This window comes from Pseudomonas sp. UBA5568, from assembly GCF_002425525.1.
Lineage (GTDB): Bacteria > Pseudomonadota > Gammaproteobacteria > Pseudomonadales > Pseudomonadaceae > Aquipseudomonas > Aquipseudomonas fulva.
Window position 1 is genome coordinate 1 of sequence record NZ_DIMK01000053.1, and the last position, 17,549, is coordinate 17,549.

20 protein-coding genes are annotated in these 17,549 nt (G+C 62.7%); 17 read left to right on the plus strand and 3 right to left on the minus strand.

What is annotated here, in order from left to right; genetic code table 11:
• From cheB to B2S33_RS16930, 7 genes are all read left to right on the plus strand, one after another.
• The coding region (gene cheB / locus B2S33_RS16900) for a chemotaxis-specific protein-glutamate methyltransferase CheB (protein WP_288650705.1) at positions 1-690 on the plus strand (690 nt) is incomplete at its 5' end.
• Entirely contained in the window at positions 690-1,430 is a 741-nt protein-coding gene (locus tag B2S33_RS16905; protein ID WP_027915963.1) for a flagellar motor protein, read from the plus strand. The genes cheB and B2S33_RS16905, both read left to right, overlap by 1 nt.
• 3 nt (positions 1,431-1,433) lie before the next feature.
• Positions 1,434-2,291: a flagellar motor protein MotD gene (motD, locus tag B2S33_RS16910; protein ID WP_028687986.1), complete on the plus strand. Its 858-nt coding sequence runs from the start codon at positions 1,434-1,436 to the stop codon at positions 2,289-2,291.
• 136 nt (positions 2,292-2,427) lie between these two features.
• Complete coding sequence (locus tag B2S33_RS16915; protein ID WP_027915965.1) at positions 2,428-3,216, plus strand: ParA family protein; 789 nt, start codon at positions 2,428-2,430, stop codon at positions 3,214-3,216.
• Complete coding sequence (locus B2S33_RS16920) at positions 3,216-4,148, plus strand: CheW domain-containing protein (protein ID WP_027915966.1); 933 nt, start codon at positions 3,216-3,218, stop codon at positions 4,146-4,148. Before B2S33_RS16915 ends, B2S33_RS16920 begins: the two co-directional genes overlap by 1 nt.
• Before the next feature lie 4 nt (positions 4,149-4,152).
• Positions 4,153-4,632, plus strand: coding sequence for a chemotaxis protein CheW (locus B2S33_RS16925; RefSeq protein WP_003254393.1), 480 nt, complete (start codon positions 4,153-4,155; stop codon positions 4,630-4,632).
• A 1-nt stretch (position 4,633) separates the two neighbouring features.
• A complete protein-coding gene (locus B2S33_RS16930; protein ID WP_023533917.1) occupies positions 4,634-5,029 on the plus strand; it encodes a DUF2802 domain-containing protein in 396 nt (131 codons plus the stop codon).
• Positions 5,030-5,061: 32 nt separating this feature from the next.
• On the opposite strand, the gene B2S33_RS16935 is transcribed toward B2S33_RS16930, so the two are convergent.
• From B2S33_RS16935 to B2S33_RS16945, 3 genes are all read right to left on the minus strand, one after another.
• Complete coding sequence (locus tag B2S33_RS16935) at positions 5,062-7,770, minus strand: dermonecrotic toxin domain-containing protein (protein WP_288650708.1); 2,709 nt, start codon at positions 7,768-7,770, stop codon at positions 5,062-5,064.
• A gap of 73 nt (positions 7,771-7,843) precedes the next feature.
• Complete coding sequence (locus tag B2S33_RS16940) at positions 7,844-8,176, minus strand: EscU/YscU/HrcU family type III secretion system export apparatus switch protein (RefSeq protein WP_027915968.1); 333 nt, start codon at positions 8,174-8,176, stop codon at positions 7,844-7,846.
• Positions 8,173-9,723, minus strand: coding sequence for a flagellar hook-length control protein FliK (locus B2S33_RS16945; protein WP_286751096.1), 1,551 nt, complete (start codon positions 9,721-9,723; stop codon positions 8,173-8,175). Before B2S33_RS16945 ends, B2S33_RS16940 begins: the two co-directional genes overlap by 4 nt.
• A gap of 168 nt (positions 9,724-9,891) precedes the next feature.
• Between B2S33_RS16945 and ccmA the strand changes: the two genes are divergently transcribed.
• The 10 genes from ccmA to B2S33_RS16995 are packed head-to-tail and all read left to right on the plus strand — an operon-like array spanning position 9,892 to position 17,235.
• Positions 9,892-10,524, plus strand: coding sequence for a cytochrome c biogenesis heme-transporting ATPase CcmA (gene ccmA, locus B2S33_RS16950; RefSeq protein ID WP_049695633.1), 633 nt, complete (start codon positions 9,892-9,894; stop codon positions 10,522-10,524).
• Positions 10,521-11,189, plus strand: a complete 669-nt coding sequence (gene ccmB, locus B2S33_RS16955; protein WP_049695734.1) for a heme exporter protein CcmB — start codon at positions 10,521-10,523, stop codon at positions 11,187-11,189. The genes ccmA and ccmB overlap by 4 nt, the downstream gene beginning before the upstream one ends.
• Before the next feature lie 45 nt (positions 11,190-11,234).
• The gene (locus B2S33_RS16960) at positions 11,235-12,002 is read left to right on the plus strand and encodes a heme ABC transporter permease (RefSeq protein ID WP_197874223.1); all 768 of its coding nucleotides are present in this window, start codon (positions 11,235-11,237) and stop codon (positions 12,000-12,002) included.
• Positions 11,999-12,175, plus strand: coding sequence for a heme exporter protein CcmD (ccmD, locus tag B2S33_RS16965; protein WP_023533952.1), 177 nt, complete (start codon positions 11,999-12,001; stop codon positions 12,173-12,175). The genes B2S33_RS16960 and ccmD overlap by 4 nt, the downstream gene beginning before the upstream one ends.
• Positions 12,172-12,627, plus strand: coding sequence for a cytochrome c maturation protein CcmE (gene ccmE / locus B2S33_RS16970; RefSeq protein ID WP_110607609.1), 456 nt, complete (start codon positions 12,172-12,174; stop codon positions 12,625-12,627). The genes ccmD and ccmE overlap by 4 nt, the downstream gene beginning before the upstream one ends.
• Before the next feature lie 11 nt (positions 12,628-12,638).
• Positions 12,639-14,612, plus strand: coding sequence for a heme lyase CcmF/NrfE family subunit (locus tag B2S33_RS16975; RefSeq protein WP_173645908.1), 1,974 nt, complete (start codon positions 12,639-12,641; stop codon positions 14,610-14,612).
• Positions 14,609-15,145 carry a DsbE family thiol:disulfide interchange protein gene (locus tag B2S33_RS16980; protein WP_023533963.1) on the plus strand — a complete coding sequence of 179 codons (537 nt, stop codon included), beginning with the start codon at positions 14,609-14,611 and terminating at the stop codon, positions 15,143-15,145. The genes B2S33_RS16975 and B2S33_RS16980 overlap by 4 nt, the downstream gene beginning before the upstream one ends.
• A complete protein-coding gene (locus B2S33_RS16985) occupies positions 15,142-15,618 on the plus strand; it encodes a cytochrome c-type biogenesis protein (RefSeq protein WP_027915975.1) in 477 nt (158 codons plus the stop codon). Before B2S33_RS16980 ends, B2S33_RS16985 begins: the two co-directional genes overlap by 4 nt.
• Positions 15,611-16,801, plus strand: a complete 1,191-nt coding sequence (gene ccmI / locus B2S33_RS16990) for a c-type cytochrome biogenesis protein CcmI (protein ID WP_028687979.1) — start codon at positions 15,611-15,613, stop codon at positions 16,799-16,801. The genes B2S33_RS16985 and ccmI overlap by 8 nt, the downstream gene beginning before the upstream one ends.
• An 11-nt stretch (positions 16,802-16,812) precedes the next feature.
• Entirely contained in the window at positions 16,813-17,235 is a 423-nt protein-coding gene (locus tag B2S33_RS16995; protein WP_027915977.1) for a hypothetical protein, read from the plus strand.
• Positions 17,236-17,549: the final 314 nt, after the last annotated feature.

The window sequence follows — 17,549 nt, forward strand, 5'->3', positions numbered from 1 at the left end:
GTCGCGCCCGCTGCTGCCCCTGCGCCGACGCCCACAACAGCCACCAGCGCTGCAGCGCCGGCACCGGTGCGCAGCACCGCTGCCCCCGTCAGGCCGGCGGCTGCCCATTCGCCTGCGCCCAAGCGCAAGCCTTACAAGCTCGTTGCCATCGGCACCTCGACCGGGGGACCGGTGGCCTTGCAGCGCGTGCTCACGCAATTGCCAGGCAATTTCCCGGCGCCGATCGTGCTCATCCAGCACATGCCGGCAGCCTTCACCAAGGCCTTTGCAGAGCGCCTGGACAAGCTGTGCCGGATCAGCGTCAAGGAAGCCGAAGATGGCGACATTCTGCGCCCCGGGCTGGCGCTGTTGGCCCCCGGTGGCAAACAGATGATGATCGATGGCCGTGGAACCGTGAAGATTCTGCCCGGTGACGAGCGGCTCAACTACAAGCCCTGCGTGGACATTACCTTTGGCTCGGCAGCCAAGTCCTATGGCGACAAGGTGTTGTCCGTGGTACTGACGGGCATGGGCGCGGACGGTCGGGAAGGGGCGCGCCTGCTCAAGCAGGGTGGCAGCACGGTGTGGGCACAGGATGAAGCCAGCTGCGTGATTTATGGCATGCCCATGGCGATCGTCAAGGCCAACCTGGCCGATGCGGTGTACAGCCTCGACGATATTGGCCGGCACCTGGTGGAGGCGTGCGTCTGATGGACGTGCTCAGCCTGATTGGCCTGATCCTGGCTTTTGTCGCCATCGTGGGCGGTAACTTCCTCGAAGGCGGCCATGTGGGCGCCTTGATCAATGGGCCGGCAGCGCTGATCGTATTGGGCGGTACCCTGGCGGCAGCCTTGCTGCAATCGCCGCTCTCCTCGTTCAAGCGGGCCTTGCAGATCCTGCGCTGGATCCTGTTTCCACCGCGCGTCGATCTGCCGGGTGGGGTTGATCGCGTGGTGAACTGGAGCCTCACGGCGCGCAAGGAAGGCCTGCTCGGGCTGGAAGGGGTAGCCGATGGCGAGCCTGACCCTTACGCGCGCAAGGGCTTGCAGTTGCTGGTCGACGGCGCCGAGCCCGAAGCCATTCGCAGCATCCTCGAAGTGGATTTCCTGACCCAGGAGGGCCGTGACCTGCAGGCTGCCAAAGTCTTCGAGAGCATGGGCGGGTACGCTCCGACCATCGGAATCATCGGCGCGGTGATGGGGCTGATTCACGTCATGGGCAACCTGGCCGACCCGGCGCAACTGGGCAACGGCATCGCCGTTGCCTTCGTGGCGACCATCTACGGGGTCGCCAGCGCCAACCTGATCCTGTTACCCATCGCCAACAAGCTCAAGGCGCTGGTGCTGCGCCAGTCGCGTTACCGGGAAATGCTCCTCGAAGGCCTGCTGTCCATTGCCGAAGGCGAGAACCCGCGCTCGATCGAGCTGAAGCTGCAAGGCTTCATGGAGTAGCCCATGCGTCGTCGCCGTCATGCCGAGGAGCCGGAAAACCACGAACGCTGGCTGGTATCCTACGCCGACTTCATCACCTTGCTGTTCGCCTTTTTCGTGGTGATGTATTCGATTTCCTCGGTCAACGAGGGCAAGTACAAGGTGGTGTCCCAAGCCTTGTTGGGCGTGTTCAACGACCCTGAGCGCAGCATGAGGCCCATTCCCATCGGGGATGAGCGCCCGCTGACCGTTCGACCTGCCCAGCCCTTGGTCAAGGACAGCGAGCAGTCCGACGCTGGCCTGACGGCCGCCAGCAACGACCCGCTCAAGACCATCGCCGATGAAGTGCGCGACGCCTTTGGTGACCTCATCAAGGGTGATCAGATGACGATCCGGGGTAACGAGCTGTGGATCGAGATCGAGCTCAATTCCTCGTTGCTGTTCGGCAGTGGCGATGCCATGCCCAGTGATAATGCATTCGCCATCATCGACAAGGTGGCGGCCATTCTCAAGCCTTTCGCCAACCCGGTTCACGTCGAAGGCTTCACCGATAACCAGCCTATCCGTACGGCGCAATACCCGACCAATTGGGAGCTTTCCTCGGCCCGTGCCGCCAGTATCGTCAGGCTGTTGGCCATGGGCGGCGTGAACCCTGGGCGTATGGCCTCGGTGGGCTACGGCGAGTATCAGCCCGTGACGGGCAATGATACCCCCGAGGGCCGGGCCCGTAACCGGCGCGTGGTACTGGTGATATCCCGCAACCTTGAGGTGCGCCGCAGCCTGACCAGTACCGGTGCTGCCAATGCCACGCCTGATGCTGCACTGCGCCGGGCTGGCACACAAAGTGCACCGGCAAGCTCAGCAGCGGTGGCAGGCCAGTGACTCGTCAATTCTCTGTCGCCCCATTGGCGGATGTCCATGCACGGCGCCTGACCGACAGCCATCCACGCCTTTCATTTTCCAGCAAGGCAGCGGGCACACCACGCGCCCTGCCTCACCCACGGACAGAGTTTGCCTGATGAGAGTCTGGGCAGTAGCCAATCAAAAAGGTGGCGTCGGCAAGACCACCACCACCATCGCCCTGGCTGGCCTTCTGGCCGACGCCGGCAAGCGTGTAATCGTCGTCGATCTTGATCCGCATGGGTCGATGACCAGCTATTTCGGGCATAATCCCGATGCGCTGGAGCACAGCAGCTACGACCTGTTCCTGCACAAGGGCAGCGTTCCGGACGGGCTGCCGGGGCAGTTGCTGTTGCCAACCAGTGACGAGCGCATTTCATTGCTTCCCTCTAGCACTGCCCTTGCTGTGCTGGAGCGTCAATCGCCCGGTCAGAACGGTTTGGGGCTGGTCATCGCCAAGAGTCTGGCGCAGTTGTGGCAAGACTTCGACTTCGCATTGATCGACAGCCCCCCTTTGCTAGGGGTGTTGATGGTCAATGCGCTGGCGGCCAGCCAGCAACTGGTCATCCCGGTGCAGACCGAGTTCCTGGCCGTCAAGGGACTTGAGCGCATGGTCGGCACCCTTGCCATGATCAACCGCTCCCGGCGCCAGGCGCTGCCTTACCAGATCGTGCCGACGTTGTTCGACCGACGTACCCAGGCGTCCCTGGGAACGCTCAAGTTGCTGCGCGATGCCTACGGCGAACAGGTATGGCAGGGCTACATTCCCGTGGACACGCGGCTGCGCGATGCCAGCCGCAAGGGCGTCACGCCGTCGCAATTCGACAACAAGAGCCGAGGGCTGGTGGCCTATCGGGCGCTGCTCAAGCACTTGTTGACCTACAAGCCCGCGGCGCAGGTGGCCTGATGACACAAACACGGCAAGTGAGCAGCAAGCCCCAGTTGGCCCTGCAGTCCTATCTTGACGGTCTGCTCCAGGAAGCCACCGAGCCCTTGGAGACGCCGCCACCGCCAGGCGCGGCTGATGACTTCGCCCTGGCGGTGCGCCAGGAGCAGGCCCGCGATGCGCGTCAGCCTGGCCAGGCCACGCAGGCACAACCGGCGCCGCCCGCACCTGAGCGGCCGTTCGCCGAGCCCAGGCTTGCGGTGTTGCCTAGCGTCATACCTGTGCAGCCGCCCGTGGTGGCGGTGGTGGAACAGGCAGTGGTGGCCGAGGCCAGCATCCCGGTCTTGACTGATACCCCGGCTGTGGAGCCGGCAATGCCCCTGGTGGACGTCCACCTGCCTGCACCGGATGTGCCCGTACCGCCGGCCACCGTCGATGGGCGCCCGGCCTGGGCTGCCGAGCCGTTCGAGTGCCTGCTGTTCGATGTGGCCGGCCTGACCTTGGCCGTGCCGCTGGTGTGCCTGGGCTCGATCTACACCTTGGCCGACCGCGAGCTGACGCCGCTGTTCGGGCAGCCCGAGTGGTTCCTGGGCATCCTCACCTGCCAGGCTGGCAACCTCAAGGTGCTCGACACCGCGCGCTGGGTCATGCCTGACCGCTACCGCGATGATTTCCGCCAGGGCCTGCAATACGTCATTTCTGTCCAGGGCTACGAGTGGGGGCTGGCTGTGCATCAGGTCAGCCGCTCGCTGCGCCTGGACCCGTCCGAGATCAAGTGGCGTAGCCAGCGGGGCCAGCGGCCGTGGCTGGCCGGCACGGTCATTGAACACATGTGTGCACTGCTGGACGTGGCGGAGCTGGCCGAGTTGATCGCCAGCGGCGCCGTCAAGCAGTTGCACGCCAAACAGCACATCACACCGAACACACCGCCAAAGGCGGATTTCAAGGGGTAGGGGAATGAAAAAGTCGTCCGCACAAGGTTCTGAAGATCCGATCCTGCAGTGGGTTACCTTCCGTCTGGACAACGAGTCCTACGGCATCAACGTGATGCAGGTACAAGAAGTGCTGCGCTACACGGAAATCGCCCCGGTGCCGGGTGCGCCCAGCTATGTGCTGGGTATCATCAACCTGCGCGGCAACGTGGTGACCGTGATCGACACGCGCCAGCGCTTCGGGCTGATGCCAACCGAGGTCACCGACAACACTCGCATCGTCATCATCGAAGCTGACAAGCAAGTGGTCGGCATTCTGGTCGATAGCGTCGCCGAGGTGGTGTACCTGCGCCAGTCCGAGATCGAAACCGCGCCCAACGTCGGCAACGAAGAATCGGCCAAGTTCATCCAGGGCGTGTGCAACAAGAATGGCGAATTGCTGATTCTGGTCGAGCTGGACAAGATGATGACCGAGGAAGAGTGGTCGGAACTGGAGAACATCTGACTTGATTTTCGAGGTCGGCGTCATCTTACTGGCCCTGCTGTGGGCCTTGAGCCTGTGGTTCTTCCTGAACTACACCAAGCGTCAGCGCGAGCTGGCTGCGCAGCAGGCCATTGGCGATGCCTTGCGCGACCAGCGTATCAAGGACCTCGGCAAGCGGCTCGATGACTACCAGAACGTCACCGTGCGCATGGGCGACGCCATCCATGAGCTGCGCGGTGCGGTGGCCACGCTGCCCGACCGGCTGGAACGGCTGGAGCAGCGTGACCCGAGCAGCGTCACCTTCACCCAGGCTGCACGGCTGGTCGGCATGGGCGCTAGCGTGTCGGAACTCACCGAAACCTGCGGCCTGACCCAGGCCGAGGCCGAGCTGATGAGCAAGCTGCATCGCAACGACTGAACATCAGGGCGGCGCCAGTCGCCCTGTGCGTTTCAAGGTTTGCCCCACGAATGGTAGTTGCCCACTTGTGCAACATTGCCCAGTGCCAAGTCGTGGGTAATCGCCGCCTTTACCGCCTGCGTCTTGCCAATGGTCAGAAACAGCGGTTTGGTCTGTGGCAATGTGTGCAGGTTGGTGAGTTGGCGCAAGCGGTAGAGCCGGGGTAAGTGCTGATCGATCACATCATTGAGCACTGCGGGGCCCGTCAAGTGATTCAGGCGTCTGGCATACGCCTTGAAACCGGCAGTGCCGGTGATGGGCCTGTGCTGATAAAAGTCTGGCATGGCCTGGTAGCGTTCGCGCATGAGATCGCTGATCGCCTGCAGGTTGGGGTTTGAAGGATGAGTGCCAATCATGTTGGTGTTGTAGTGGCAGTGCATGCCGAGCGTATCGTTGTTTGTAGGGTCACCCAGGATGAAACCGTCCTGTGTCGTGGCCAGTTCGACGGTTTCAATAGCAGCGCGAGTAGGGTCCTGCGGTGCCTCGGGATGGGGTAGCAGCGAATCGTCGACATCCATGTAGATGCCCCCCAAACTGTCGAGCATTGAATAGCGCAAGATGTCCGATGCCGAAGCGTAATTGGCCCCAGGATCGCTGGTGGCATGCTGGTATTGCTCGAAATTCACGCTTTCAGTGAAGTGCGCATAGAACGGCTGCTCCTCCAAAGGCAGCACTTCAAGCCTGGGCGCGCGTTCATTGAGCAGTTGCCGATTGGCTTCAAAGGCCTGGGGTTCTGCCTTGGACAAGTACAGGCGGTAAGTGTAATTGCTGTTGCTCAGGCGCTCTGCGTTGGCGGCCAAGTTGTCTACAAGCTCAGGCGCGATGATCTTGTTGCCTACCCATAGGCTGGAAATGGTTTTGGGAATAGGCTGAGCCGCCGAGTGGTCGACGGCAGGGATATCGAGCGGTAATGGCAGATCAATACCAAGGCCCCTGAGCGTTGCCGAGCGCATTTCGTCGGTAACCGGGCGCGTCGTGATATCCACTGGGGTAAGGCCACGACGGCCCGGGGTCACCTGGTAATAGGTTGGGTCCACATCGTTGACTGCATCATCGACGATGAAAGCATCGTGTTCACTGTCGTACAGCACGTTTGCGTTGTAACCGCCGATTTCCCCTTGCAGCTGCGCGGGTCCCTGCTCACTGACAGGTATTCGGATGATGGAGCGCGCGACCGGGCTATCGTCAGCCGGCACGGGCTGCAGCGCATCGCCGAAGAAATCACCGATCTCCGGCTCGGAAAAATGCGGTGGGTTTATCGGGCTCAGCGGGTAGCCCAATTGGTCGTTCAAACGGATGGGCGTGAAGAAGCGCGAGCGTTGTGCGCAGAACACTTCTGTTGCGCGCGTCGTGGCCTCGCCAACCAGGGGGAGGGCGTTGAACAGTCCGTAAACCGTGTTGCTGACGCCCTGCGCTTTGTCCTCCAGTGTCTTGCCATTGATGGCCTGATCCAGGCCCAAGCCAAACTGAGCGGCGCCTGCCAACGCAAGCATAGGTGCCAGGGCAGGAATCACGATCGCCAGTGGTGCCAGTAAATTGATCGAGGCGAGCACATAGCCTCGCCATTTTGCCTTGGTCACGGCTTGGTCACTGGTGATGATGAAGTCCGCATCGGCGTAACTGCGCACGCGCTGACGCTCAGTAAGCACGGCAAACAAGTCATCCTTGATCGACGGGCTGTACTGTTTGGTCTTGTAGTAGACGTATTGCCGCGGCGGCCACTGACCATCGGTTGTGAAACCGGAACGATTGGGCGCTCGATGATAAACGGCAGGATAGGCGCCTAACCCCTCGAGCGCCGTATCCAAGCCGCTGAAGTCCAGCCCGTCTGGCGTATCGGCTAGCCGGAAATATCGGCGCAGTGCCTCACGCTTCTCTGCAACGCGGCACTGGTCACCAAACCAGTCTTTCATGCTGTCCAGGCTTGCGAACTCATGGAAAGGCGAGGCATTACCTGGAAGGTACAGCACCACCCCGCGCCTGTGCTGGTCAGCGATTGCGATCAGGTCGGTGGCTGTGTAGCCATAGACATTGAGCGCCCGGATTCTGAGACTGGTAGCGCGAGGCGCCAGGCCTGCTGCTTCCCAGAGCATCTGGCGCGCCGTGTCGCTGAGCGAGCCCTCTTGCACTTGCTTGTTGCAAGCCGCTACGAAGCCGATTTGCAGGCATTGCTGGTGGCTGTCACGGGCGTTGTGCCAGTAATCGTCGAGCATGGCGACGAAACGGGTGTGAAAATCCAGCTCCCAGATGGCGTGCTGCATGGCTTCGACGTCGATGGGCAGGTGGGTCGAGCTGTCGTAGCGTGCGGGTTGGGTTCTGCGGAACAGCCCATTGAAGACCGAATAGGCAGGCCTGTTGTCCAGCACGCTATTCTCGGGCAGGCGGTTGACGATTTTGAACGGGCGCGATGGCATGTGACCTGCCCACTCGCCAGGAAGCAACTGCCCCAACAGATTCTTGCAGGTTTCCCCCTGCCAGTTCGACAGCACCGCCTGGGTCAGCGAAAGCCGTTGCATCACGACGGCCTCATCGCCCCGGTAGTGCAAGGTGACGACATCCGTCTGATCCGGATCCAGGTCATGGCCTTGCCGCTGAGCCCACTCGCGTATAGCAGCGGCGGCCTGGCGATCTGGGCGCGGTATGTTGCGCAGGTGATTACGCACGTACCGTTGGCCGACTGAGTTGACGAAGGTAGTAGCCATGGTTATCGACTCATGTAGTGGATAGAGCCGATACAGTGTCGATGCGCCTGCAGTTTTGGGTCGTAGCCAACTACTACCCTTCAGGCAAACGCAAGTGCGCCGGGGTAATGTCCCTCGGCTCAGCCGGGGTGTCCTCGAAGCCCGGTGGTACTTTGCCGCGCAGCTGCCAGGCGAAAGCGATGACTTCGGCGATGGTCAGATACAGCGCCTCAGGGATCTGTTCGCCCAGTTCAAGACGCGCCAGTAAACGAACCAGCTCAGGGTTTTCATAAATGGGCACTTCATGTTCGCGGGCCAGGGCCAGGATGGCGTCTGCCAACTCATCGTCACCTTTGGCGCTCAGTGTCGGCGCCTGCTGCCCGTCGTAGCTCAGCGCCACGGCCTGACGCGGGTTAGGGTTACTCATGCGTTTTCATCCACCCAACGTTGTTCGACCCTGGTACGTGAGCCTTGTGCAGGCCTGCCGGGGTAGCAGTGCAGATCATCGACCAGCAGACCGCGGGCCAGCAGGCGCTCACGCAGCGCGCCAAGCTGCCCTTCGATCAGGCGGGCGGTCTGTTCGCGCTCGGCCCACAGCTGGCCGTTCAGACGGCCCTGTGTCAGCTGGGCCTGGACTTGAAGCGGCCCGAGCGGCGGCAGATCGAAAGCCAGCTCGATACGCCACAACGGTTGCAGCGTTTCAGGCGCCTCACGCTCGCGGTCGGCTTGCTGCTGAGGTGTCTCTTCGCGCTGAAGCTTGATTTGCAAGGGCACGAACTCCTGTCCATGGCGAATGGGCACTTCGGTCTGCCAAGTGGTCTGCAGGTTGCCGTTTTCCAGCGTGCCGCTTTGCTGCAGGCTGCTCATGGCGTGGCTTTGCAGGCGAGAGACGGCGGCCGCTGCCAGGCGCAGCAGCTGTTCCAGGTCCCCTTCTTCTTCCATCGCCTGCAATAACCTGGAGGGGAGGGGGAACGCGCCGGGCTGGGGTTTGGGGCTTACCCGCTCCAGCATGCCCAGGGCGTTTCGGACCAGGGCGGGCATGGCCGCGGCCACGCTCGCCGCTGGTGGGCCGAGGGCGCTACTGGCACTGATCTGGTTGATCAATTGCAGCATGTTTGCCTTGAGGTCAGTGGCCAGCGTGGCTGTCGTCCCTGTCATCAACTTGGCCTCGAGAAAGGCGCCGCTGTTGAGCAACGCCTGAGCAACGGCTTTGGCATCCCCCAGTTGCTGGACTGTCGGCAGCGCGCCAAGCAATCGTTCGACGGTCGTGCGCAGCTCGCTGTCAGTCCCGGCGTCGCGTGCCACCTGTTGCAAACCGGCCAGCAGGCCTGGCAGCGACGCCTGGCGGTTCTGCTGGCTGCCAAGGTGCTGGGCGATGCCCAATTGATCCTGCCTGCCGGCCAGGGGGACGAACTGCAGCGACTGGTCGCCCTGTACGCTTGCACTGAGCAGACTGCCGATTGCCAACGGCCGGGGGCTGTCCACGGCCAGTACGGCACCGGCTTGGGCGGTATTGAGAAGGCTCACCAGCGCGCGATAGCTTGCAGGCTGACCCGGTACTTCAGGGAGTAGTTGGTTGGTCATGACCTTACCCTGCACCAGGGTACCGACCGGTACCTGCGTAGTATCCAGGCGGGTGAGGGTTGCGATTTGGCTAGCGCTGGCCTGCTGCAGCAAAATGGCCAGACGCCCGGCTTCGGGTTGGCTGACGGTCACTTGGCTGCCCTGGGGCAAAGGCTGGCTGGCGCTGGCTTGCAGTTGAGTCTGCAGACCGTTGGCTTGCAGCAAGCGCAACACCAACTGGAACTCCTGGCCAGTCTGGCGCATGGCAACCACCTCGGCCTGCGCCGTCTCCCCAGGGCTCAGCAAACCCGGTTGAGCCTGGGTGAGGCGCAGCAATTCGCCGGTCATGGCAGCCTTGATCGCTTGGGCTCCAGTGACGGTTTGCGGGCCGAGACTATTGATTTCAGTCATGATTGTATACAACCTTAGGCGCTCAGCCTCTTGGCAGCAGGGCTGTGCATGTAATAATGCCGCCCGCCCGTAGTTGCCACTGTAACGGCAGCGCATCGGGCGACTTGAGTGGCAGGGCTCCGGGCTCCGGGCACCGTCACCCGAACCCTAGAACGATAAGGCGAAACCGTGACCCTTCATCTTCAAGCCGTGGGCCTGGCCTGCGAGCGCGACTGGCGTCTGCTGTTCGAGCACCTTGCCTTCGAGCTGCGACCCGGCGACATGCTACAGATCAGCGGCCCCAACGGCAGCGGCAAGACCAGCCTGCTGCGCCTGCTGGCTGGCCTGATGCAGCCGACCGCCGGTCAGATCCTGCTCGGTGGCCGTCCGCTGGATGAACAGCGGCATGCGTTGGCCAGCATCCTTGTGTGGATTGGCCATGCTGCGGGCATCAAGGAACTGCTCACGGCCGAAGAGAACCTGACCTGGCTGTGCGCGCTGCACCGTCCAGCCAGCCGCGAACAGATCTGGCAGGCCCTGGCTGCCGTTGGGCTGCGTGGTTTCGAGGACGTGCCCTGCCATACTTTGTCGGCAGGGCAGCAACGCCGCGTGGCCCTGGCGCGCCTGCACTTGGCAGCTGCGCCGTTGTGGATCCTGGACGAACCGTTCACTGCCCTGGACAAACAGGGTGTCGCGGACCTGGAGGCCCACTTGGCCAGCCATTGCGAACACGGTGGCACCGTGGTGCTGACCACCCACCACACCTTGTCCCACACGCCTGCGGGCTACCGAGAACTCAACCTGGGGCAATGGGCAGCATGAGCGTCTTCACCCTGTTGTTGCGGCGCGAGGCGCGGTTGCTGTTCCGCCGTCCTGCGGAGCTTGCCAACCCTCTGGTGTTCTTCGCCATCGTGGTGGCCTTGTTCCCCTTGGCGGTTGGCGCGCAGACCCAGATGTTGCAGAACCTGTCCCCGGGGCTGGTGTGGGTGGCCGCATTGCTGGCGGTGTTGTTATCGCTCGATGGCCTGTTTCGCAGCGATTTCGAAGACGGTTCACTGGAGCAGTGGGTGCTCTCGCCGCATCCGCTGGCACTGATGGTGTTGGCCAAGGTGCTGGCGCACTGGTTGTTCTCCGGGCTTGCGCTGGTGTTGCTGTCACCTTTGCTGGCGCTGATGCTCGGCTTGCCTGGGCATTGCCTGCCTGTGCTACTGGGCTCGCTGTTGCTGGGTACGCCGGTATTGAGCCTGTTGGGCGCGGTGGGCGCCGCGCTGACCGTCGGCCTCAAGCGCGGCGGTTTGTTGCTGGCGTTGCTGATCCTGCCGTTGTATATCCCTGTATTGATCCTGGGCAGTGGTGCCTTGCAGGCGGCGTTGCAGAATATGCCCGCCACTGGCCACCTGCTCTGGCTCGCCAGCCTGACGGCCCTGGCCGTGACCCTGGCACCCTTTGCGATCGCCGCCGGCCTGAAAATCAGCGTCGGCGAATAACGAGCCTGGGCTTTGAAGCCTGGCCAATACCCTGGATGCACCCTGATGAAAATGAGCTGGACGTGGTTTCACAAGCTGGGCTCTCCGAAATGGTTCTACGCCATTAGCGGGCGCATGTTGCCCTGGCTGTCCATCGCTGCCGTTGTATTGCTAGTGGTTGGCACGGTCTGGGGGCTGGTCTTTGCGCCCCAGGACTACCAGCAGGGCAACAGCTTTCGCATCATCTATATCCATGTCCCGGCAGCGATGCTGGCGCAGTCCTGTTATGTCCTGCTGGCGGTGGCCGGTGTGGTGGGGCTGGTGTGGAAGATGAAGCTGGCCGATGTCGCCCTGCAATGCGCCGCCCCCATCGGCGCCTGGATGACCGCCGTGGCGCTGGTGACCGGGGCCATCTGGGGCAAGCCAACCTGGGGCAGCTGGTGGGTGTGGGATGCGCGCCTTACCTCGATGCTCATCCTCTTGTTCCTGTACTTCGGCATCATTGCGCTGGGCCAGGCAATCAGTAATCGTGACAGCTCGGCGAAAGCCTGCGCCGTGCTGGCCATCGTTGGGGTGGTGAACATCCCCATCATCAAGTATTCGGTCCAGTGGTGGAACACGCTGCACCAGGGCGCCACCTTCACCCTGACCGAAAAGCCCGCAATGCCCGCCGACATGTGGTTGCCGCTGTTGTGCACGGTGCTGGGCTTCTACTGCTTTTTCGGCGCGGTGCTTCTGATGCGCATGCGCCTTGAGGTGCTCAAGCGCGAGGCGCGCGCCAGTTGGGTGAAGGAAGAGGTATCGAACAGCCTGGGTGGGAGGGCCGTGCCATGAGTTTCGCCAGTTTCGGCGACTTTATCGCCATGGGTCATCACGGCCTTTATGTGTGGTCGGCCTACGGCATCTGCGCCGCTGTGCTGGCGCTCAACGTCGCCGTGCCGGTGCTGGCCCGGCGCCGCTACCTGCAAGAAGAGGCGCGCCGCTTGCGCCGGGAGAAAACGCAGTGAATCCGCAGCGCAAGAAACGCCTGTTGCTCATCATCGGTCTGCTGGTCGGCGTCGGGGTTGCCGTGGGCTTTGCCCTCACTGCCTTGCAACAGAACATCAACCTGTTCTACACCCCCACCCAGATCGCCAATGGCGAGGCTCCGCTGGACACGCGTATCCGCGCCGGCGGCATGGTCGAACAGGGCTCGGTGCAACGCTCCTCCGACTCGCTGGACGTGCGGTTCGTGGTCACCGATTTCAACAAGTCCGTGCCCATCACGTACCGCGGCATCCTTCCGGACCTGTTCCGTGAAGGGCAGGGCATCGTGGCCTTGGGCAAGCTCAACGGCGACGGCGTGGTGGTGGCCGACGAAGTGCTGGCCAAGCATGACGAAAAGTACATGCCTCCCGAAGTCAGCAAGGCGCTGAAGGAAAGCGGCCAGGCGGCAGCCCAGACGGGGGAGCGGCCATGAACGCAGCGTTGGTGATACCTGAACTCGGTCAACTGTCGATGATTCTGGCCATCTGTTTCGCTGCGGTGCAGGCCAGCCTGCCGCTGCTCGGGGCGTGGCGTGGTGACAGCTTGTGGATGAGCCTGGCGCGGCCCGCAGCCTGGGGGCAGTTCGCCTTCCTGACGTTCGCGTTCGCGTGCCTGACCCACGCCTTCATGACCGACAACTTTTCGGTTGCCTACGTGGCCAGCAACTCGAACAGCGCATTACCCTGGTACTACAAGTTCAGCGCAGTCTGGGGGGCGCATGAAGGCTCCCTGCTGCTCTGGGCGCTGATTCTGGGGGGCTGGACCTTTGCCGTGTCGGTGTTCTCGCGGCAATTGCCCCAGGTGATGCTCGCCCGGGTGCTGGCGGTCATGGGCATGATCAGCGTGGGCTTTCTGAGCTTTTTGATCATCACCTCCAACCCGTTCCAGCGCCTGCTGCCTCAGGTGCCTGTCGATGGCCGTGACCTCAACCCGCTGCTGCAGGACATTGGCCTGATCGTGCATCCGCCAATGCTGTACATGGGATATGTCGGCTTTTCGGTCGCCTTCGCCTTTGCCATCGCCGCCTTGCTCGGCGGGCGTCTGGATGCCGCCTGGGCCCGGTGGTCGCGGCCCTGGACCCTGGTAGCCTGGGCCTTCCTGGGCGTGGGTATCACCCTGGGTTCCTGGTGGGCGTACTACGAACTGGGCTGGGGTGGCTGGTGGTTCTGGGACCCGGTGGAAAACGCATCGTTCATGCCCTGGCTGGTAGGGACGGCGCTGATCCACTCCCTGGCGGTGACAGAGAAGCGCGGGGTGTTCAAAAGCTGGACCGTTCTGTTAGCCATCGCTGCGTTCTCACTGAGCCTGCTAGGGACGTTCCTGGTGCGTTCCGGGGTGCTCACCTCTGTGCATGCCTTTGCCGCCGACCCCTCGCGCGGCATTTTCATTCTGTTCTTCCTGCTGTTCGTGGTCGGCGGCTCGCTGACCCTGTTCGCCCTGCGTGCGCCGGTGGTCAAGAGCCAGGTGGGGTTCGCCCTGTGGTCGCGCGAAACCCTGCTGCTGGCGAACAATCTGGTTCTGGTGGTTGCAGCGTCGATGATCCTGCTAGGCACCTTGTACCCGCTGGTGCTCGACGCCCTGACCGGCGCCAAGCTTTCGGTAGGCCCGCCTTATTTCGATGCCCTGTTCCTGCCGCTGATGGCACTGCTGATGCTGGTGCTGGGGGTAGGGGTAGTGGTGCGGTGGAAGGATACGCCTGGCAAGTGGCTGCTGGGCATGATGACGCCGGTCCTCGTCGGCAGCGCCGTGCTGGCGCCGGTGGCGGGCCTGATCGTCGACGATTTCGACTGGCAGGTACTGACCACGTTCGCTCTGGCTGCCTGGGTGGTGCTCGGAGGGCTGCGCGATGTGTTCGACAAGACGCGCCACAAAGGGCTGCTCAAGGGGCTGCCTGGGCTGGGGCGCAGTTACTGGGGGATGCAGGTCGCTCACCTGGGGCTTGCGGTGTGTGCCCTCGGGGTGGTGCTGTCGAGCAACAATAGCGCCGAGCGTGATCTGCGAATGGCTCCGGGCGAAAGCGTGGAGCTGGGCGGTTATCACTTCCTGTTCCAGGGCGCCAGGCACTTCGAAGGGCCCAACTTCATTTCCGACAAGGGCACAGTGGTGGTCAGCCGCGAGGGTCGTCCTGTGGCCACCCTGCACCCGGAGAAACGCTTGTATACCGTGCAGCAGTCGATGATGACCGAGGCCGGGATCGACGCAGGCTTTACCCGCGACCTGTACGTGGCCCTCGGGGAGCCTTTGGAAAACGGTGCCTGGGCGGTGCGTGTGCATATCAAGCCCTTTGTTCGCTGGATCTGGCTGGGCGGTCTGTTGACGGGCCTGGGCGGATTGCTGGCGGCCCTCGACCGGCGCTACCGCGTCAAGGTCAAGTCCCGGGTGCGTGAGGCCCTGGGCGTGTCTGGAGCAGTTGCATGAAACGTTGGTTGATGGTGGTGCCCCTGGCGGTGTTCCTGCTGGTGGCGGTGTTCCTGTACAAGGGTTTGTTTCTCAAGCCCGATGAATTGCCCTCGGCAATGATCGGCAAACCGTTCCCGGTCTTTTCGCTGGCTTCCACCCAGGGCGACCGTACGCTTACCCAGGCAGACCTGCAGGGCCGGCCTGCGCTGGTCAACGTCTGGGCCACCTGGTGTGCGTCGTGCAAAGTCGAGCATCCTTATCTCAACCAGCTGGCTTCCCAGGGTGTGGTCATCTACGGGGTGAACTACAAGGACGACAACGCCGCAGCGCAGAAGTGGCTGACCGAGTTCCACAACCCCTACCTGCTCGACATCAGCGACGAGCAGGGCAGCCTAGGTCTGGACCTGGGTGTGTACGGTGCGCCGGAGACGTTCCTGATCGATGGCGATGGCGTGATTCGGTACAAGCATGTGGGCGTGGTCGACGCCAGCGTTTGGCGAGAACAGTTGGCGCCACGCTACCAGGCGCTGCTCGACGAGGCGACACCATGAAGCGCTGGTTCGCAGCCCTGGCCTTGAGCCTGTGCGTGGGTGGGGTAGCCAAGGCCGCCATCGATACCTACCAGTTTCGTGACCAGGCCGAGCGTGAGCGCTACCAACAACTGACCAAGGAATTGCGCTGCCCCAAGTGTCAGAACCAGGATATCGCCGACTCCAACGCACCCATTGCGGCTGACCTGCGCCGGGAAATATTCCGCATGCTGGGGGAGGGCAAGAGCAACCAGCAGATCGTCGACTTCATGGTGGACCGTTATGGCGACTTCGTGCGCTACAAGCCGGCGCTGAGCGGCCGGACCTGGTTGCTCTGGTTCGGCCCGGGCATTCTGCTGGCCGGCGGGTTCGCCGTATTGGCGGTGATTGTACGGCGTCGTCGCCTGGCGTCCGTGCAAGGCACTGATGAATTGTCAGCCGAGGAGCGCGCACGGCTGGCCAACCTGCTGGAAAAAGAACGTACCCATGACTGAATTCTGGCTTAGCGCGGGCTTGTTGCTGCTCGCGGCCCTCAGCTTTCTGCTGATCCCGATCCTGCGTGGCCATCGCCGCCAGCAGGAGCAAGACCGAACAGCGCTCAACGTGGCGCTCTATCAGGAACGCATCGACGCGCTGGCCGCGCAGCAAGCATCGGGTGTGCTCGATGACCTGCAATTGAATCAGGGCCGCGATGAAGCCGCCCGGGAGTTGCTGGCCGACACCGAGGGCGCCGAACCCGCCAGGCAGCGTCAATTGGGCAAGGCCTTGCCTTTGCTGGCAGCCGTCCTGGTGCCGCTGCTGGCGTTAGGGCTGTACCTGCACTTCGGTGCGGCGGACAAAGTGGCCCTGACCCAGGAATTTGCCCAGGCACCGAAGTCGATGGAAGAGATGACGGCACGTCTGGAGCGAGTGGTCCAGGCACAACCTGATTCAGCCGAGGCCGTGTACTTCCTGGGCCGTGCCTACATGGCCGAACAACGCCCTGCCGAGGCGGCCCGCACGTTCGAGCGCGCAGTGGCCATGGCCGGTCGCCAGCCCGAGTTACTGGGCCAGTGGGCCCAGGCCCTGTATTTCGCGGCCGACAAGCGCTGGAGTGCGCAACTGCAGGCATTGACTGACGAAGCGCTCAAAGCCGACCCCAACGAGGTCACCAGCCTGGGCCTGCGTGGAATTGCGGCATTTGAAGGTGAGCGCTATCAGGAGGCTATCGCGTACTGGAAGCGGTTGTTGGCGCAGTTGCCGCAAGGAGATGCTTCGCGCGCTGCATTGCAGGGTGGCATTGACCGTGCGGCCGAGCGGTTGGGCACTCAGACCGCTCAGGTGCCGGCACCCGCTGCGGTGCGTTTGAAGGTGCGGGTGGAATTGGCGCCGGCTTTGCGGGACAAGGTAAAGGCACAGGACACCGTCTTCATTTTCGCCCGCGCCAGCAGTGGCCCGCCCATGCCGCTTGCCGCCAAGCGGGTGACGGTGGCGCAATTGCCGATCGAGGTCGAGCTTTCAGATGCGGATGCGATGATGGCGCAGATGAAACTGTCCGATTTCGCCGAAGTCCAACTGGTTGCGCGTGTTTCCAAGGATGGGCAGCCGACCCGTGGTGAGTGGGTTGGCCAGAGCGCGCCTTTGCCCAATACGACCCAGGCCCAGCAGCGCCTGATCATCGACAGCCCTGATTCGTAAGAGAGTTTCCTATGCACGCGACGGTACGCCTCACCCTGATCACCCTGGCGCTGGGTTTGTCGGCCTGTACGGTGCATGGGCCTTCTTCGCAGCCTGAGCCTGAACCACCGATCGAACGGCTGCCGCCCAAGGGCCCGGTGGTCACGCCGCTGCCGGGTGGGCAGCCTACAGGGCCTGGGAGCAAGCCTGCACCGCCAGCCAAGCCAGTGCCGCGCACCTCGGCAAGCTTTGCGCCGCCGCCGGGCGGGGCGAGCCATTGGGATCCCAAGTTGGGCGTGTATGTGTTGGACAAGAAGCCCAATACCTTCTATCGCCAGCGAACGTATTACCGGTTCGACAATGGCTGGAGCTGGTCGGTGAGCCCGGATGGACCGTGGCAGCAGACCGACAGCAGTGGTGTGCCTGGGGGGCTGGGGCGGGCTTTTGGGCAGTAGTTTTTTCGACACCCGGCCGGCCGCACGCGACGCACAGCAGCCTTAGTTATATAGGCGTTCTAACCGACAACCTGGGGCCGCTGCGCGGCCCATCGCGGCACAAGACCGCTCCTACATGAAATGGGATTGCCTTGTAATATTGTGCAAAGCAGTTGCACCGCAATGAGCAAAATGAATGCTTGGTACCCAAGACACTTCATCCCAAAGAGCGCCAGTCCATTGAAATAGCCGCTCTTGATCTTGATCTTGATCTTGATCTTGATCTTGCTTCTAAGCGCGCGGTAGTTCAGACCCCGCAGATCGCGACTTCAGGA

Bases quoted from the DNA above. Each gene is read 5' to 3' on its own strand.
- B2S33_RS16905 (WP_027915963.1), top strand. From the start codon at position 690: ATGGACGTGCTCAGCCTGATTGGCCTGATCCTGGCTTTTGTCGCCATC.
- motD (WP_028687986.1), top strand. From the start codon at position 1,434: ATGCGTCGTCGCCGTCATGCCGAGGAGCCGGAAAACCACGAACGCTGG.
- B2S33_RS16915 (WP_027915965.1), top strand. From the start codon at position 2,428: ATGAGAGTCTGGGCAGTAGCCAATCAAAAAGGTGGCGTCGGCAAGACC.
- B2S33_RS16920 (WP_027915966.1), top strand. From the start codon at position 3,216: ATGACACAAACACGGCAAGTGAGCAGCAAGCCCCAGTTGGCCCTGCAG.
- B2S33_RS16925 (WP_003254393.1), top strand. From the start codon at position 4,153: ATGAAAAAGTCGTCCGCACAAGGTTCTGAAGATCCGATCCTGCAGTGG.
- B2S33_RS16935 (WP_288650708.1), bottom strand. From the start codon at position 7,770: ATGGCTACTACCTTCGTCAACTCAGTCGGCCAACGGTACGTGCGTAAT.
- B2S33_RS16940 (WP_027915968.1), bottom strand. From the start codon at position 8,176: ATGAGTAACCCTAACCCGCGTCAGGCCGTGGCGCTGAGCTACGACGGG.
- B2S33_RS16945 (WP_286751096.1), bottom strand. From the start codon at position 9,723: ATGACTGAAATCAATAGTCTCGGCCCGCAAACCGTCACTGGAGCCCAA.
- ccmB (WP_049695734.1), top strand. From the start codon at position 10,521: ATGAGCGTCTTCACCCTGTTGTTGCGGCGCGAGGCGCGGTTGCTGTTC.
- B2S33_RS16960 (WP_197874223.1), top strand. From the start codon at position 11,235: ATGAAAATGAGCTGGACGTGGTTTCACAAGCTGGGCTCTCCGAAATGG.
- ccmD (WP_023533952.1), top strand. From the start codon at position 11,999: ATGAGTTTCGCCAGTTTCGGCGACTTTATCGCCATGGGTCATCACGGC.
- B2S33_RS16980 (WP_023533963.1), top strand. From the start codon at position 14,609: ATGAAACGTTGGTTGATGGTGGTGCCCCTGGCGGTGTTCCTGCTGGTG.
- B2S33_RS16985 (WP_027915975.1), top strand. From the start codon at position 15,142: ATGAAGCGCTGGTTCGCAGCCCTGGCCTTGAGCCTGTGCGTGGGTGGG.
- ccmI (WP_028687979.1), top strand. From the start codon at position 15,611: ATGACTGAATTCTGGCTTAGCGCGGGCTTGTTGCTGCTCGCGGCCCTC.
- B2S33_RS16995 (WP_027915977.1), top strand. From the start codon at position 16,813: ATGCACGCGACGGTACGCCTCACCCTGATCACCCTGGCGCTGGGTTTG.